This is a genomic window from Pseudomonas sp. L5B5 (assembly GCF_020520285.1).
GTDB lineage: Bacteria > Pseudomonadota > Gammaproteobacteria > Pseudomonadales > Pseudomonadaceae > Aquipseudomonas.
In genome coordinates, this window is the sequence record NZ_CP084742.1 from 4,847,493 (window position 1) to 4,863,381 (window position 15,889).

General features: G+C 63.9%; 14 protein-coding genes. 6 read left to right on the top strand and 8 right to left on the bottom strand.

Annotated elements, in window-relative coordinates; all coding sequences use genetic code 11:
* Positions 1-14: 14 nt before the first annotated feature.
* From glpE to LGQ10_RS22150, 7 genes are all read right to left on the bottom strand, one after another.
* Positions 15-344 (bottom strand): thiosulfate sulfurtransferase GlpE, encoded by a 330-nt coding sequence (gene glpE / locus LGQ10_RS22120; RefSeq protein WP_058433660.1) that lies wholly within the window; start codon positions 342-344, stop codon positions 15-17.
* 29 nt (positions 345-373) lie between these two features.
* Positions 374-1,234, bottom strand: a complete 861-nt coding sequence (locus LGQ10_RS22125) for a symmetrical bis(5'-nucleosyl)-tetraphosphatase (RefSeq protein ID WP_226523206.1) — start codon at positions 1,232-1,234, stop codon at positions 374-376.
* On the bottom strand, positions 1,234-1,614 hold the full coding sequence (apaG, locus tag LGQ10_RS22130; protein ID WP_058433662.1) for a Co2+/Mg2+ efflux protein ApaG: 381 nt from the start codon (positions 1,612-1,614) through the stop codon (positions 1,234-1,236). Before apaG ends, LGQ10_RS22125 begins: the two co-directional genes overlap by 1 nt.
* 127 nt (positions 1,615-1,741) lie before the next feature.
* Positions 1,742-2,554, bottom strand: a complete 813-nt coding sequence (gene rsmA / locus LGQ10_RS22135; protein WP_226523207.1) for a 16S rRNA (adenine(1518)-N(6)/adenine(1519)-N(6))-dimethyltransferase RsmA — start codon at positions 2,552-2,554, stop codon at positions 1,742-1,744.
* Positions 2,551-3,540 carry a 4-hydroxythreonine-4-phosphate dehydrogenase PdxA gene (gene pdxA, locus LGQ10_RS22140; protein ID WP_226523208.1) on the bottom strand — a complete coding sequence of 330 codons (990 nt, stop codon included), beginning with the start codon at positions 3,538-3,540 and terminating at the stop codon, positions 2,551-2,553. Before pdxA ends, rsmA begins: the two co-directional genes overlap by 4 nt.
* The gene (gene surA, locus LGQ10_RS22145; RefSeq protein ID WP_226523209.1) at positions 3,537-4,853 is read right to left on the bottom strand and encodes a peptidylprolyl isomerase SurA; all 1,317 of its coding nucleotides are present in this window, start codon (positions 4,851-4,853) and stop codon (positions 3,537-3,539) included. Before surA ends, pdxA begins: the two co-directional genes overlap by 4 nt.
* On the bottom strand, positions 4,834-7,665 hold the full coding sequence (locus LGQ10_RS22150; RefSeq protein WP_226523210.1) for an LPS-assembly protein LptD: 2,832 nt from the start codon (positions 7,663-7,665) through the stop codon (positions 4,834-4,836). Before LGQ10_RS22150 ends, surA begins: the two co-directional genes overlap by 20 nt.
* A 131-nt stretch (positions 7,666-7,796) precedes the next feature.
* Between LGQ10_RS22150 and LGQ10_RS22155 the strand changes: the two genes are divergently transcribed.
* Genes LGQ10_RS22155 through LGQ10_RS22165 form a run of 3 tightly spaced genes read left to right on the top strand, consistent with a single transcriptional unit; the run spans position 7,797 to position 10,262 of the window.
* Complete coding sequence (locus LGQ10_RS22155) at positions 7,797-8,822, top strand: aminoglycoside phosphotransferase family protein (protein WP_058436797.1); 1,026 nt, start codon at positions 7,797-7,799, stop codon at positions 8,820-8,822.
* The gene (gene murU, locus LGQ10_RS22160; RefSeq protein ID WP_226523211.1) at positions 8,819-9,493 is read left to right on the top strand and encodes an N-acetylmuramate alpha-1-phosphate uridylyltransferase MurU; all 675 of its coding nucleotides are present in this window, start codon (positions 8,819-8,821) and stop codon (positions 9,491-9,493) included. The genes LGQ10_RS22155 and murU overlap by 4 nt, the downstream gene beginning before the upstream one ends.
* Position 9,494: 1 nt before the next feature.
* Positions 9,495-10,262: a TerB family tellurite resistance protein gene (locus LGQ10_RS22165; protein WP_226523212.1), complete on the top strand. Its 768-nt coding sequence runs from the start codon at positions 9,495-9,497 to the stop codon at positions 10,260-10,262.
* Positions 10,263-10,311: 49 nt separating this feature from the next.
* Here the strand turns inward: LGQ10_RS22165 and LGQ10_RS22170 are convergent, their stop codons facing one another.
* Positions 10,312-11,304, bottom strand: a complete 993-nt coding sequence (locus tag LGQ10_RS22170; RefSeq protein WP_226523213.1) for an alpha/beta hydrolase family protein — start codon at positions 11,302-11,304, stop codon at positions 10,312-10,314.
* Between the two features lie 74 nt (positions 11,305-11,378).
* Here LGQ10_RS22170 and LGQ10_RS22175 point away from each other — a divergent pair, with 74 nt between their 5' ends.
* The 3 genes from LGQ10_RS22175 to LGQ10_RS22185 all read left to right on the top strand — a co-directional run bounded on the left by LGQ10_RS22175 (position 11,379) and on the right by LGQ10_RS22185 (position 15,875).
* On the top strand, positions 11,379-13,778 hold the full coding sequence (locus LGQ10_RS22175) for a PAS domain S-box protein (protein WP_226523214.1): 2,400 nt from the start codon (positions 11,379-11,381) through the stop codon (positions 13,776-13,778).
* Positions 13,779-13,791: 13 nt separating this feature from the next.
* Entirely contained in the window at positions 13,792-14,421 is a 630-nt protein-coding gene (locus LGQ10_RS22180; protein ID WP_058435554.1) for a response regulator transcription factor, read from the top strand.
* Between the two features lie 329 nt (positions 14,422-14,750).
* Positions 14,751-15,875 carry an ABC transporter ATP-binding protein gene (locus tag LGQ10_RS22185; RefSeq protein WP_058435555.1) on the top strand — a complete coding sequence of 375 codons (1,125 nt, stop codon included), beginning with the start codon at positions 14,751-14,753 and terminating at the stop codon, positions 15,873-15,875.
* The last annotated feature ends 14 nt before the right edge of the window (positions 15,876-15,889 follow it).

The window sequence follows — 15,889 nt, forward strand, 5'->3', positions numbered from 1 at the left end:
GCGGTAGAAAAAAATTATTCGGCGTTGCCCTGGGCGATTTCCGCCGGGTAGGTGTTGCGCCAGAGTTCGAAGCCGCCGTCGAGGCTGTACACATCCGAGAAACCCTGGCTGATCAGGTAGGCGGCGGCGCTTTGGCTGGAGTTGCCGTGGTAGCACACGACCACCAGCGGAGCATCCAGATCGGCGTTGCGGATGAAGTCGGAGATGGAGTGGTTGTCCAGATGGAGCGAGCCGCTGATGTGGTTCAGGGCATAGGTTTGCGGGTCACGGATATCCACCACAACGGCGCCTTGTTCGCGCAGTGCCTGGGCCTGTTCTGGGGGGATGCGTTTGAATTCGCTCATGGCGGACTCCTGGGGTGGGTCGGCACCGTCTAGCGGACGGGCAGGGGTTGAGAGGGGGCGGGCGCTGCGTGGCCATGGGCATCGCAATCGCAGGTCAGGCGCAGGCCGGTATCGACATTCATCAGGGTCATGGACCCGCCCCAGACGCATCCGCTATCCAGGGCGATCACGTTCGGTTCGTCACAGTGGCCTTCCAGCGCTGCCCAGTGACCGAAGATGATCTTCAGGTCCCGGGTCTTGCGCTCCTTGTGGCTGAACCAGGGCGCGTAGCCCGGTGGCGCCGTCTCCAGGCCTTCCTTGGTCTTGAGGTCGAGCTTGCCCTCGCTGGTGCAGAAGCGCATGCGGGTGAAGTAGTTGGTGATGACCCGCAGGCGGGTGACGCCCTTGAGGTCACTGTCCCACTTCGCCGGGTCGTTGCCGTACATGCCATCCAGGAAGGGCTCGAAGAGCGCGTCGTCGTGCAACGCTTGCTCGACTTCGGCCGCGCATTTCAGGGCCTTCTTCAAGGACCATTGCGGGGCAATGCCGGCGTGCACCATGGCGATGTTGCGGGTTTCGTCGTAGTGCATCAGCTTCTGCTGGCGCAGCCATTGCAGCAGCTCATCGCAGTCGGGAGCCTGCAGTATCTCGCGCAGCGTATCGGACTTCTTCAGGCGCTCGATGTTGCGCCAGGCGGCCAGCAGGTGCAGGTCATGGTTGCCCAGCACGCAAATCAGCGAATCGCGGATGGAATACAGATAGCGCAGCGTCTCCAGGGACTGGGGACCACGATTGACCAGGTCGCCGACCAGCCACAGGCGGTCCCGGGCAGGGTCGAAGGCCACCTGTTCCAGCAGGCATTGCAGTGGCTCCAGGCAGCCTTGCAGGTCGCCAACGGCGTAGGTGGCCATCAGTGCAGCGCTCCAGGGACCGCAAGGCGGAAGGGCGCGATGATGGCGTCGAACTGTTTGCCGTCTTCGGCCAGCATCTGGTAGCTGCCTTGCATGTTGCCGACCTGGGTGGTCATCACTGTGCCGCTGCTGTAGGTGTGGCTCTTGCCGACGGCGATCAGGGGCTGCTGGCCAACCACGCCAGCGCCGCGGACTTCTTCCACGTGCCCGTCGCCATCGGTGATCACCCAGTGTCGGGACAGCAGTTTGGCTGGCAGCAAACCGTTGTTCTGCACGGTGATGGTGTAGGCGAAGGCGAAACGGTTGTGCTCGGGTTGCGATTGGTCTGCCAGAAAGCGGGTGACGACGCTGACGTCGACCTGATAGCGGGGATCGGACATGCAAAGGGCCTTTAAAGCAAAGCGAGGGCGCGGGACAAGACTGACGCAGGTCAGTCTAGGTCAAGTATCGGGTAGTAGACCAGACATCCCGCCTGGCGTCCTACCCGCTATCGCTTGGTGGGGGCGCTCAAATGGCGGCGGGTTTGGCCTGTTCCGCCAGCTGGTCGGCCAGGCGCACGAACGCCGCCAGGTCCAGCTGTTCGGGGCGCAGGCTGCCGTCGACGCCGGCGGCTTCGATCTCGGCGTTGCTCAGGAGCGCCTTGAGTGTGTTGCGCAGGGTCTTGCGGCGCTGGTTGAAGGCTTCGCGAACGATGCGCTCCAGCAGCCGATGGTCCTTGGCCGGGTGTGGCAGCACTGCATGGGGCACCAGGCGCACGATCGCCGAATCGACCTTGGGTGGTGGATTGAAGGCGCCAGGGCCGACGTTGAACAGGTGCTCCACGCGGCAATGGTACTGGACCATGATCGACAGGCGGCCCCAGTCGCCACCGCCCGGGCCGGCAGCCAGGCGCTCGACCACTTCCTTCTGCAGCATGAAGTGCATGTCACGGATCAGGCTGGCGTTGTGCAGCAGGTGAAAGATCAGCGGCGTGGAAATGTTGTAGGGCAGGTTGCCGACTACCCGCAGGCTGCCTGGGGCGGCGCCCAGGGTATTGAAGTCGAACTTCAGGGCGTCGCCTTGATGCAACTTGAAGTTGTCCCGGCCAGCGAACTGCTGGTTAAGGATCGGTATCAGGTCCTTGTCCAGCTCCACGACGTCCAACTGCGCGTCGCTGCCCAGCAGGCCTTCGGTCAGGGCGCCCTGGCCCGGGCCGATTTCCAGCATGCGGTCTGTGGACTTGGCATTGATGGCCCGCAGAATGCGGTCGATGACGCCGGCATCGTGCAGGAAGTTCTGGCCGAAGCGCTTGCGCGCCCGGTGTTGGTATTGCTCGCTCATATACGGTTCTCGGCCATCTGGTAGGCGGTTTCCAGCGCGACCTGCAGGCTGCCGGTGTCGATCTTGCCGCTGCCGGCCAGGTCCAGGGCGGTGCCATGGTCGACCGACGTGCGAATGATCGGCAGGCCGAGCGTCACGTTGACGGCCGCGCCGAAGCCTTTGTATTTCAGCACGGGCAGGCCCTGGTCGTGGTACATCGCCAGCACTGCGTCGCAGTGCTCCAGATATTTGGGGGTAAACAGAGTGTCGGCCGGCAGGGGACCGCGCAGGTCCATGCCCTCTTGGCGCAGACGCTCCAGGGTAGGTTCGATGATGTCGATTTCTTCGCGGCCCAGGTGACCGCCTTCGCCGGCGTGAGGGTTGAGCCCACAGACCAGGATTCGCGGTTGGGCGATGCCGAACTTGTGTTGCAGGTCGGCGTGCAGGATCCGTGTGACCCGCTCCAGGCGCTCGGCGGTGATGGCATCGGCGATGTCCCGCAGCGGCAGGTGAGTGGTCACCAGCGCCACGCGCAGGCCACGGGTGGCCAGCATCATGACGACTTGCTCGGTATGGGTCAGGTCCGCGAGAAATTCGGTATGGCCGGAAAAGGCGATGCCGGAATCATTGATCACGCCCTTGTGCACAGGGGCCGTGATCATCCCGGCAAAGCGCCCGTCCAGGCAGCCCTGGCCGGCGCGGGTCAGGGTCTGCAGGACGAAGGCGGCATTGGCCTGGTCCAGCTGGCCGCTGACCACCGGCTTGCCCAGGGGGGTGTCCCAGACATACAGGCTGCCTGCTGCTGCCGGCGCATCCGGGAGATGCTCCGGGTCCACTGGCAGCAGGTTGACGGCCACGCCCAGTTGCGCGGCCCGCTCGATGAGCAGGTCGCGGCTGGTAATGGCTATCAGGGGGTGGGGCTGGTGTTGCGAGGCGAGCAGCAGGCATAGGTCAGGGCCTATACCCGCAGGCTCGCCGGGTGTCAGGGCGAAACGTTGGGGTTTCACTGTGCGGCCTGTTCAGCGCCAGGCAGCTTGATCTCAACATAAGCTTCGTCGCGGATCTGCCGCAGCCAGGTCTGCAGCTCCTCGTCGTACTTGCGGTTGCGCAGGACGGTCATGGCTTGCTGCTCGCGCGCCTGGCTGGTGCTGTCGGTGGCACGACGGCCAAGGACTTCCAGGACATGCCAGCCGTAAGGGCTCTTGAACGGTTTGGACAGCTGGCCCTGCTGGGTCTTGGCCATCACTTCGCGGAACTCCGGCACCAGGGCGTTCGGGTCGATCCAATTGAGGTCGCCGCCGTTGAGCGCCGAGCCTGGATCTTCCGAGTAGTTCTTGGCCAGTTCGGCAAAGTCCTCGCCTGCGGTGATGCGCTCGTAGAGCTTCTGCGCCAGGCGCTTGGTCTCTTCTTCGCTGCGAATCTCGCTTGGCTTGATCAGGATGTGGCGCACATGCACCTCGTCACGGACCTGATTGCCGCCGCCACGCTTGTCCAGCAGCTTGAGAATGATGAAGCCGCCTGGAGTACGCGCCGGCTGGGTGATGTCGCCCACCGACATTGCGCTCAGCTCACGATCGAACGGAGGAGGCAGTTGCGCGGCCTTGCGCCAGCCCATGTCGCCGCCTTCCAGTGCGTTGTCGCTGCCGGAACGGGCAATCGCCAGCTGGGCGAAGTCGGCACCCTGCTTGAGCTGCTGGTACACCTCCATGGCCTGGCGGGCAGCGCCCTGGATGGCTTCGGAATTGGCGCTCTCCGGAGTCGGGATCAGGATGTTGGCCAGGTGCAGTTCTTCGGACAACTGCATCTTGCCCAGGTCCGAGGCCAGGAAGTTCTTCACTTCCTGTTCCGATACCTGGATGCGCTCGGCCACACGGCGTTGGCGCACGCGGCTAATGATCATCTCGCGGCGCACTTGCTCACGGGCGTCTTCATAAGACAGGCCGTCACGAGCCAGGGCGGCGCGGAACTGCTCGGTGCTCATGTTGTTGCGCTGGGCGATGGTGCCGATGGCCTGGTTCAGTTCTTCATCGCTGATGCGGATACCGGAACGTTCGCCAATCTGCAGTTGCAGGTTCTCGACGATCAGGCGCTCCAGCACCTGCTGTTCCAGGACGCTGGCAGGCGGCATGCCGCCGCCGCGCTTGGCGATGGTCTGCTGGACTTCCTGGACCCGCTGGTCCAGCTGGCTCTGCATGACCACATCGTTGTCGACGATGGCCACGACCTTGTCGATGGACTGCACCGCGGCGCTGGCCGCAGTGCTCAGGAACAGCGCGCCCAGCATCAGCGGGCGCAGACAATCAGAAAGCTTGGTCTTCACGTTCACGATAACCTTGGATGCCTTTGTCGAGGAAGCTCTCTACTTTGGTGCCCATGACGCCACCGAGACCCTTCAGAACAATTTGGAGGAAGATGCCGCGGTCGCCTTTCTCGTTTTCCGGAGCGTTCTGACTGAACTCGTCATACTTGACCCAGTAACGGCTGATCAGGCGCAGTTTCCAGCAGCAGTTGTCGTATTCGAAGCCACCGAAGGCCTCGAGCGTACGGTTACGGTTGTAGTCGTACTGCCAACGGCTGATGGCGTTCCACTGCGGCACGATCGGCCAGATCACCGAGAAGTCGTGCTGCTGGATCTTGTAGTAGTCCTTCACGTAGCCAGGCTGGCCCGGGCTGAGATAGCTGCCGCCCATTTCCCATTTGCCGCTGTTCTGGTTGTAGCGGATCTGGTCGTTGCGATAGCGATAACCGACGTTGACCACCTTGTTCGGGTTGTCTTCGGGCTGGTAGTGGAGCATGGCGCTGCCGGAGCGTGGGCTGCGGCTGTCCGGGTCCCAGTTGTACTCGGCGGTGGTGCGCCAGTCGCGGTTGTAGCGGTATTCGTATTCCAGTGCGTACGGCGACACATTGGAGGTTGCATCATCGCGGTCACGGTAGTCCATGCCGGGCAATTGAACGGTGCGGTCCTTGAAGTACAGGGCCTGGCCGATGCTGATGCGCTGGCGCTGGAAGCCGTTGTCTTCGATCCAGCGGCTGGTCACGCCCAGGGACAGTTTATTCTCGTCGCCGACTCGGTCCGAGCCGCTGAAGCGGTTGTCCCGGAACAGCGAGGCGTAGTTGAAGGTCGGTTCGCCGGTATCGAATACCGGGATGTCTTCCTGGTCCTTCTCGGGAACGTAGAGGTAGAACATCCGCGGTTCCAGGGTCTGGCGATAGTTCTTGCCGAACCACTGGGTATTGCGGTCGAAGTACAGGCCGCCATCGACGCTGGCGATCGGTACGCCACGACTTTGCGAGCTGCTGTAGTCGCCACCAATGTAACGGGTGCCACTAGCGGCGGCTGCGTTGCGTGCGGTGACGATGCCTTGTTTGCCTGTCGAGTCGAGGTCGAGGTTATAGCGGGTGTACATGTACTTGAGCGACGGCGTCAGGTAGCCATAGCTCCAGTTCAGCGGCAGGCTGACACCAGGCTTGAGGTTCAGGCGGTCGCCGTTGGCACGGTCCAGACCGGCAACGTTGGCGTCCAGGCGGCCAGTGCCTATGGCATTGCCGTTGCTGTCGAACGGGCCGCCGTCCTTGTCGAAGAAGCGGCCTTTCTGCAGATCCCGCTCAAAGCGCACCAGCTCGGTTTCATAGGTGAAATCCAGGCCTTCGGGGTGGTAGGGCAGGGAACCGTTGAAGGTGATCTGCGGCAGCTTGTCATACGGGGTGATGTTGGCCACCGTCGCCAACTGGTACGCCTGCACGTTGAGACGCGCAGTGTAGTTGTCGCCACGGTAGGACACGGCGCCCTGCTGGTTGACGTAGTCGGCGGACTTCACGCCGATCTGGTCGGTCTGCAGGTCCTGGAAGTAGTACGGATCGCTGATCTTGGTGTAGTCGACCTCGGTCATCGTCCGCGAATCGAGCCCGCCCTTGTGCTGCCAGTTGAGCATGTAGCGGGTTTTTTCGTAGTCGGTCTGTTTCTTGCGATCGTCGTTGTCGTCGTTCAGGTAGGCGGCGCCGAACTGGCCTTCGCTGCTCTTGGTCAGGTAACGGAACTCGCCTTCCATCAACATGCCGCGCTTGGCCATGTAGCGTGGATACAACGTGGCATCGTAGTTCGGTGCCAGGTTGAAGTAGTACGGGGTGACCAGCATGAAGCCGGTGTCGCTGCCGGTGCTGAAGCTTGGCGGCAGGAAGCCGGACTGGCGGCGATCGTCGATCGGGAAGTAGATGTACGGGGTGTAGAGGACCGGGAAGTCCTTGACCCGCAATGTCACGTTGGTCGCGGTACCGAAGCCGGTAGCCGGGTTCAAGGTGATGTTGTTGCCCTTGAGCTGCCAGGCGTTGCTGTTGGGCTCGCAGGTGGTGTACGTACCATCCTTGAGGCGGATGATGGCGTTTTCCGCGCGCTTGGCGTACAGCGCACTGCCACGAACCCGCGACTTGTGCATCACGTACTCGGCGTTGTCGACCTTGGCCTCGCCAGTATCGAGTTGCACGTCGGCGTGGTCGCCGACCATCAGCGTACCGTTGTCACGGATGCGCACGTTGCCGTTCAGTTCACCACGGTTCTCGGCCTGGTACAGGTTGGCCTCGTCGGCCTCGACCTGCATGCTGCCCTGGCGCATGACCACGTCGCCGGCCAGGGTCGCTACCTGCTGTTCCTGCAGATAACGCGAAGCCTTGGCGCCGATGAAGGTCGGTGCGTCACTTTTCTTCGTCTTGTCATTCATGCCAGGACGAATCGGTTCGATATAGGAACCAGAGCAGTAAGGACCGGTTTCGGCCAGTTGCGCGGCGGTGAGCTGCTCACGCGGTACCCAGTCGAGATGGCTGTAGTCCGCGCTGCGGGACTTCAGGCCGCGGCCCTTGGCCTCGGTCACCAGGACGGGCTTGTCGCCGCTGGCCTCCTGCACTGCACCGTCATCGGTCGCGCTGGAGGTGAGCGAGCTGGCGTCGTGGACCGGTCGAGGAGGCAGTTGGGCTGCGCTGGTTTTCGGGGCGCAGGCCCAGCCACCGGCAGCCGAGACCGAACAGTCGTACTGTTCCGCGGCAACCACGAAGGAAGTGGCTAGAGGTTGCAGGGCCAGCAAACTGCCGGTAACCAGCAACGGGAATTTTTTACGAAACGCGGGGGATTTCAATGCCATCTTATTAGTCCGGGCTTCCTGCGTGCCATCTGCCCGCGGTGTTGGGCCGCACGCCTCTCGATGGTCTGAAAAAGATGCTGGATAATAAAGCATGACCCGCTTGACGGCTAGGGCCGTCGGAGACCCTTGTAATGCCTGACCAAGATGTACGCTTGCAGCACCTGAAAGTTTGGCTCGATGAGCAATTGGCGATTGTCCATGCAGCACAAGGCTGGGGCGAAGTCCCCCCGGCAACATTGACCGCGGCCAGCAGCGACGCGAGTTTCCGCCGTTATTTCCGTTGGCAGGGCGCCGACCGCAGCTTCGTGGTCATGGACGCTCCGCCCCCCCAGGAGAACTGCCGACCCTTCGTGGAAATCGCCGGTCTGCTGGCGACTTGCGGCATCAATGTGCCGAAAATTTTTGCCCAGGACCTGGATCGCGGCTTCCTGTTGCTCAACGACCTGGGTAGCCAGACCTACCTGGATGTCATCGACGAACACAATGCCGATGCGTTTTTCGAGGACGCATTCCAAGCCTTGCTGGCCTTCCAGCAACTGCCGATGGACGCACCTTTGCCCAGCTACGATGTCGCCCTGCTGCGCCGCGAGCTGGAATTGTTCCCCGAGTGGTACGTCGGGCGTGAACTGGGCGTCACCTTCAACGCCGAACAGCGCCAGCAGTGGCAGCAGGTCAGTGATCTGCTGATCGACAGCGCCCTGGCGCAGCCCAAGGTGCTGGTCCATCGCGACTATATGCCGCGCAACCTGATGCTCAGCCAGCCGAACCCAGGCGTGCTGGATTTCCAGGACGCGGTCTACGGCCCCGTGACCTACGATGTCACCTGCCTGTTCAAGGATGCGTTCCTCAGCTGGCCTGAGCCGCGAGTGCGCAGTTGGCTGGAGAACTACTGGAATCAGGCCCGGGCACGGGGAATTCCGGTCCAGGAGGACTTCCAGGAGTTCCTGCGGGCCAGCGACCTGATGGGCGTGCAGCGCCATCTCAAGGTGATCGGTATCTTCTCGCGCATTTGCCATCGCGACGGCAAGCCCCGCTATCTGGCCGATGTCCCGCGATTCCTTGCCTATATAGAAGCCGTGCTGGCCCGTCGCCCGGAGCTGGCGCCGCTGTCGCAGTTGCTGCTCAGCCTGCGCCAACCAGCGGAGGGCCAGGCATGAAGGCAATGATCCTGGCGGCGGGCAAGGGGGAGCGCATGCGGCCCCTGACCCTGACCACACCCAAGCCCCTGTTGCCCGTGGCCGGCGTACCGTTGATCGAATATCACCTGCGGGCCCTGGCGGCGGCGGGTTTTCGCGACATAGTCATCAACCATGCCTGGCTCGGCCAGCAGATCGAGGACGCCCTGGGTGACGGCCAGCGCTGGGGGCTGAACATCCGCTATTCGGCCGAAGACCAGCCGCTGGAGACCGGTGGCGGTATTTTCCAGGCGCTGCCATTGCTGGGTGACGAGCCATTTCTGGTGGTCAATGGCGACATCTGGACCGACTACGACTTTGCAACCCTGCGCCGGCCCCTGGAGGGCCTGGCCCACCTGGTGATGGTCGACAACCCGGCACATCACCCCACCGGCGGCGACTTCTGTCTGGAAAACGGTGTGTTGCATGACGGCCAGCCTGGCGCGGCAACCCTGACCTACAGCGGTATATCGATACTGCATCCGCGGCTGTTCCAGCATTGTTCCGCCGGCGCCTTCAAGCTGGCGCCACTGCTGCGCGAGGCCATGGCCCGCGACCAGGTCAGCGGCGAGCACATGAGCGGCCAGTGGGTCGACGTGGGAACCGTCGAACGCCTGGCGCAGGTCGAGCGCCTGCTGCAAGCGGGGCGCTGACATGTGGTGGCCAGGGACTCTGATCGGAGCCGGAGCGGGTTTTGCAATTGCCAGCATTCCGGGGGCCATGCTTGGTGCGTTGCTGGGGCAGGCGCTGGATCGACGCCTGCAACTGCACAGCTGGGCACATGTACGTGAACGCCTGGGCGGGCGCCCGGCGTTGCGCAACGATGAATTGCTGTTCGTGCTGCTCGGGCGCCTGGCGAAAAGCGATGGGCGGGTGGTCGATGGACATATCCAGCAGGCCCGTCAGGAGATGCGTTCGCTGGACATGAGCGAGGTCGCGCAGCGTCGGGCGATTGCTGCCTTCAACCGTGGCAAGTCGGGCAATGACCGCCTGCGTGGTTATCTGCGACGCCTGGGCGCGCAGCCCCATGCCGCCGAGGGCGTGTTGCGCGCTTGCTGGCGAATGGTCTGGGCCGACGGCCGAGTCGGTGCGGCGGAGCGCGAGTTGATCCAGTCATGGGGCAAGTGGCTGGGTTGGACCCAGGAGCAGATCCAGGCGCTGGCGCAGGATTACGGGCCTGCCAGGAGACATCCGGTCGAGGTTGGGATGACCTATCAGGAGGCCTTGCGCTTGTTGGGGGTGGCGGTGACCGCCGAGCCGGCGCAGATCAAGCACGCCTATCGACGACTGCTCAGTCGCCACCATCCGGACAAGGTCGCCGGCGGTGGCGCCACACCGGACCAGGTGCGCGATGCTACGGAAAGAACCCGCGAACTGCACAGCGCCTACGCGCTGATTCGCCAGCGACGGGACTTTCGCTGACGAAGAGCCGGGCCGCCGTTGCCTGTCCGGCAAAGGCGGCCCGTTGTCTTCAACCCTCGGCGTTTTGCGGATTGAGCCAGCCACGGACTCGACGGAACAGCTGTTCCTGCTGGGCGCTGTTGTTGCCAGGCAAGGCCTTGAGGGAAATCTGGCTGAAGTTCGAGTGCTTCTGGCGCTTGCTGGCCTGCAGTCGTTCGAGCGCCGCCTTGCGCGCCGCTGCCTTGTCGACGTAGAAAAGGTCGACGGTGGGCAGTTTCAGGGTGGGCGTCAGCTCTGCCAGTTGCGGTTTGCCGTTGGCGGGCGACCGGGCTGCCACCATCACCAGCTTCTGTACCTGTGAGGGCTGTTTTTCGTCCAGATAGCGTGCGGCCCAGTAGGCCCCGGTGCCATGGCCCAGCAACACGATGCTGCGGGCGTTCTGCTGTTCTGCGAAAGCCAGGGCCGAGTCGATCCGGGCGAAGATGCGCTCGGCGTCGGCCTTGACTTGTTCCTCGGTACTTTCGGCGACCACGCGGTCGGCCACGTCGGCTTCACCGCCGGCGACTTGCTCGATGGGCTTGGCCTCGGTGCTGGCGTCCTTGGCGGTGTTCTCGGTTTCGGCTGGCGCCGGGGTGGCTGCTTCGACCACGCGCGGTTGCGCCGCTTCACTCTGCATGTCCGGGAGCGTCAGGCTCAGGCTGCCCCAGTCGGTGTCCGGCAGCTTGTTGCGCAGGGGTGCCACCACTTGCGGCCAGTCGGCGCTTTCACCGGCGCCGGGGAGGATAATCACCACGCCCTTGGGCTCACTGGTGTTGGCCGGCTTCCACAGGGCCAGGAAGCTGCTGCCGCTTGCTTGCAGTTGCTGTTGCTCCTGGGCCGGCAACTGGCGCTCCAGGGCGCTGGCCTCTTCCTGGCTGCGTTCGGGCAGGGGTTGGCGTGGCGCCGGCTGGTCCTCGGAGGGCTTGTCTTGCGGCGCCGGATCGGCGGCGTGTGCGCAAAAGCTCCAGGGCAGGATCAGCGACAGGCACAATGCAGGTAGTGCCGAGCGGGGAACGAGGGGCATCGGATATTCCAGGCCAGAAGTAATTCCGGCAGCCTAATGGGTTGATCAGTATTTGTCAGGGTGTGAGATTTCAGATGATGCGCTTTCGCTGCCTCCTGCTTATCGGCTGTCTGTGCCTTCCCTTGATAGCCAAGGCGGAGCCGGCGCCCCATGTGCCCGGTGCGGTGCTCAACCAGACGTTGCGCCAGTGGCTGGAGCAGCACCCCGAACTGCGCGTGGGGGTGGTGCTGCAGGCTCCGTTTGCCCAGTACGACCGGCGCCTGCAACGCTTGTCCGGGGCCAACGTCGAACTGATGCAGGCACTGGCCAGGACCTTGGACATCGAGCTCAGCTGGCGCAACTTTCCCGACCAGGCCCAGCTGGAGAAAGCCCTGCGCGAGGGTGAGATCGACATGGCCCCGGGCCTGACCCAGACCCCCTCGGGCCTGCGCCTGTGGTTGTTCAGCGACCCCTACATGCGGGTGCCGCAACTGGTGGTGGGGGAACAGAAGGCTTCCGGGGCAGTGGAGCTGGAGAAGCTCGACAACCAGGCCCGGGTGGCGGTGCGCATGCCCAGCGCGGTGGCCGACTACCTGCGCCAGACCTACCCCAACCTCAACGTGCAGGGGGTGCCCCTGGAACGCCAGGCCCTGCAACTGCTGCTGAGCCGCCAGGCCCGCTACGCCGTGGTGGACGAAGCCCAGCTCAGCCGCCTGTCCGCCGAAGCGGAGTTTTCCGGGTTGGCGGTGGTGGGGGATATCGGTTTGCCGCAGTTGCTGCGGGTGGCTACCCGCCGCGATTGGCCGGAGCTGGCCAGCATCATGCAGATCGCCCTGCGCACGATCCCGGCCAAGGAACTGGAGCAGTTGCACAACCGTTGGCTGCAACCCAAGTACCCGCGCCTGGGCGAGTCTCCCGGAGCCTGGCGCAGCCTCAGCCTGTTGCTGGCGCTCCTGCTGCTGGCCAGCCTGGCGCTGATTGTCTGGCAGCGTCGCCAGCAACTGGGGCTGGAGCAGCGGTTGCTGGCGGCGCGCGAGGACATCGCCTTGCGCGCCGCCAGCGAAGAAGCCCTGCGCCTGACCCAGTTCTCCATCGACCAGAGCACCGTGGGCATCCTCTGGGTCAACTGGGACAGTCATGTGCGCTACGCCAACCGCGCCGCGGAAGAGATGCTCGGCTATTCGCCAGGCGCAGTGATCGACCGGCCGCTGATCGACTTCGAGCCCAACCTGCACATGGATCGCTGGCTCAATCTGTGGAAGCGTGCCCGGGCCAGCGCGGAGGGCGTGCAGAGCTTCGAGACCCAGTGTGTGCGGGCCGATGGCAGCATCCTGCCGACGGACGTATCGCTGAGCTTCCTGCGCTTTCGCGACAGCGAATACCTGGTGGTCTACCTCACCGATGTCACCGAGCGCCGCCGGGCCCTGGCGGCCCTGCGCGAGAGCGAGGCGCGCCTGCAGGGCATCGCCGCCAACGTGCCGGGCCTGGTGTTCCGCCTGGAGCGGGCAGCGGTCAGCGGCCAGATCGATTTTGCCTACATCAGCGAAGGCAGCGAGACCCTGGTGGGTTATGCGCCCGCAGTACTCGCCCATCGGGACAAGGGCCTGCGCAGCCTGGTGCACCCGGACGACAAGGCCAGCTACCACCGGACCCAGGACCAGGCCCTGGATACCGACAGCGACTGGTCCTGGCAGGGGCGCATCCTCACCCGCCAGGGCCAGCAGCGCTGGGCCGAGATCAAGGCCATCACCCGGCAGCTGGATGACGGTACCTATGTCTGGGACGGTATCGTCTGGGACATCAGCGAGAGCAAACGCATCGAGCTGGAGCTGGCCAGCTCGCGCGAGCAATTGCGCGAACTGTCGGCGCACCTGGAGAGCGTGCGCGAGGAAGAAAAGGCCCGCATTGCCAGGGAAGTCCATGACGAACTGGGGCAGATGCTCACCGTGCTCAAGCTGGAAACGTCCATGTGCGAGCTGGCCTACGCCCAGCTCGATCCCGGGTTGAATGAGCGTCTCAACAGCATGAAGCGCCTGATCGCCCAACTGTTCCAGCTGGTACGGGATGTGGCCACGGCCCTGCGCCCCCCGATCCTGGATGCCGGCATCGCCTCGGCCATCGAATGGCAGGCCCGGCGTTTCGAGGCGCGCACCCAGATTCCCTGCCTGGTGCAGGTGCCGGACAACCTGCCGCGCTTGAGCGACGCCAAGGCTATCGGCCTGTTCCGTATCCTCCAGGAGGCCCTGACCAATGTCATGCGCCATGCCCAGGCGCATACTGTGGAACTGTCGCTGGCGTTGGAGGGGAACGAGCTGTGCCTGAGCATCAGCGATGATGGCCTGGGCTTCGATACGACCAGCACGCGCCCGACCTCCTTTGGCCTGGTGGGCATGCGTGAACGGGTGCTGATCATGGGCGGCAGCCTGGCGCTGCACAGCGAGCCGGGCGAGGGCACCACCCTGGTCGTCAGGGTGCCCCTGGACTCACAACAATAACGAGGAGAACCGCGTGATCCGTGTACTGGTAGCCGAAGACCACACCATCGTTCGCGAAGGCATCAAGCAATTGATCGGCCTGGCCAGGGACCTGACGGTGGTGGGGGAGGCGAGCAACGGCGAACAGTTGCTGGAGACCCTGCGCCAGGTGCCCTGCGAGGTGGTGCTGCTGGACATCTCCATGCCAGGGGTGAACGGCCTGGAGGCCATTCCACGGATTCGCGCCTTGAGCGATCCGCCGGCCATCCTGGTGCTGTCGATGCACGATGAGGCACAGATGGCGGCCAGGGCCCTGAAGATTGGCGCCGCTGGCTATGCCACCAAGGACAGCGATCCGGCCCTGCTGCTGACCGCGATCCGCAAGGTCGCCTCGGGCGGGCGCTATATCGACCCGGACCTGGCGGACCGCATGGTCTTCGAAGTTGGCCTGACCGATGCCCGGCCATTGCATTCACTGCTGTCCGAGCGTGAATTCTCGGTGTTCGAGCGCCTGGCCCACGGTGCCAATGTCAACGATATTGCCCAGCAACTGGCCCTGAGCAGCAAGACCATCAGCACCCACAAGGCGCGGCTGATGCAGAAACTCAACATCACCTCCCTGGCCGAGCTGGTGAAGTACGCCATGGAGCACAAGCTGCTCTGAGGCCGCGGGCGGGCACTTCGGTGCAGAGGGGCCGCTTTGCGGCCCAGTGGGAGCAGGCGCCCTCGCCACAATGGGTACGCTCTCCTGATCAAGCCGTTGGCACGTACATATCCGTTTACGACATCGCCACTTCCCGGCCTTGGCCTGTTCTTGCGGCTTGCCGCTTCAAGCTTGCCCCTGCTCTTGTCTGTTTCCGCCATCTTTGTAGGGCAATCCCTACACGCAACCTTCCAGGCGGCTGAGGCGAATCTCTCCTGCCCCCCGATTTGCGGGCCTTGAGGCCTCCACTAGGCTTGTTCCACAGCCGTCTAAAACAAAAAGGTGCGGGTATGAGCGAGGTCGATTCAAGCGCTGGGGCCAATGATGTTCTGGTCAGCTTTCGTGGGGTGCAGAAGAGCTACGACGGCGAAAACCTGATCGTCAAGGACCTCAACCTGGAAATTCGCAAGGGCGAGTTCCTCACCCTGCTGGGGCCGTCCGGTTCCGGCAAGACCACCAGCCTGATGATGCTGGCCGGCTTCGAGACGCCGACCGCCGGGGAAATCCAGCTGGCCGGGCGTTCGATCAACAACGTGCCGCCGCACAAGCGCGACATTGGCATGGTGTTCCAGAACTACGCCCTGTTCCCGCACATGACCGTGGCCGAGAACCTGGGCTTCCCGCTCTCGGTACGCGGCCTGGGCAAGACCGACATCAGCGAACGGGTCAAGCGTGTGCTGAGCATGGTCCAGCTGGAATCCTTCGCCCAGCGTTATCCGGCACAACTGTCCGGCGGCCAGCAGCAGCGGGTTGCCCTGGCCCGGGCCCTGGTGTTCGAGCCACAGCTGGTGCTGATGGACGAGCCTCTGGGGGCCTTGGACAAGCAGCTGCGCGAACACATGCAGATGGAAATCAAGCACCTGCACCAGCGCCTGGGCCTGACCGTGGTCTACGTGACCCACGACCAGGGCGAGGCGCTGACCATGTCCGACCGGGTGGCAGTGTTCCACCAGGGCGAGATCCAGCAGATCGCCCCTCCCCGAACCCTCTACGAAGAACCGAAGAACACCTTCGTCGCCAACTTCATCGGCGAGAACAACCGTCTCAGCGGTCGCTTGCACAGCCACAGCGGCGAGCGCTGCGTGGTGGAATTGGGCCGGGGCGAGAAAGTCGAGGCGCTGGCGGTCAATGTCGGCCAGGTCGGTGGCCCGGTGACCCTGTCCATCCGCCCGGAGCGAGTGAGCCTCAACGGTTCCAGCGAACACTGCGCCAATCGCTTCTCCGGACGAGTGGCGGAATTCATCTATCTGGGCGACCACGTCCGGGTGCGCCTGGAAGTCTGCGGCAAGGGCGACTTCTTCGTGAAACAGCCGATTGCCGAGCTCGATCCAGCGCTGGCGGTGGGCGACGTGGTGCCGCTTGGCTGGCAAGTCGAGCACGTTCGCGCGCTCGACCCGCTTCTAGAGGCGAATTGATCGCCCCCTGCAAC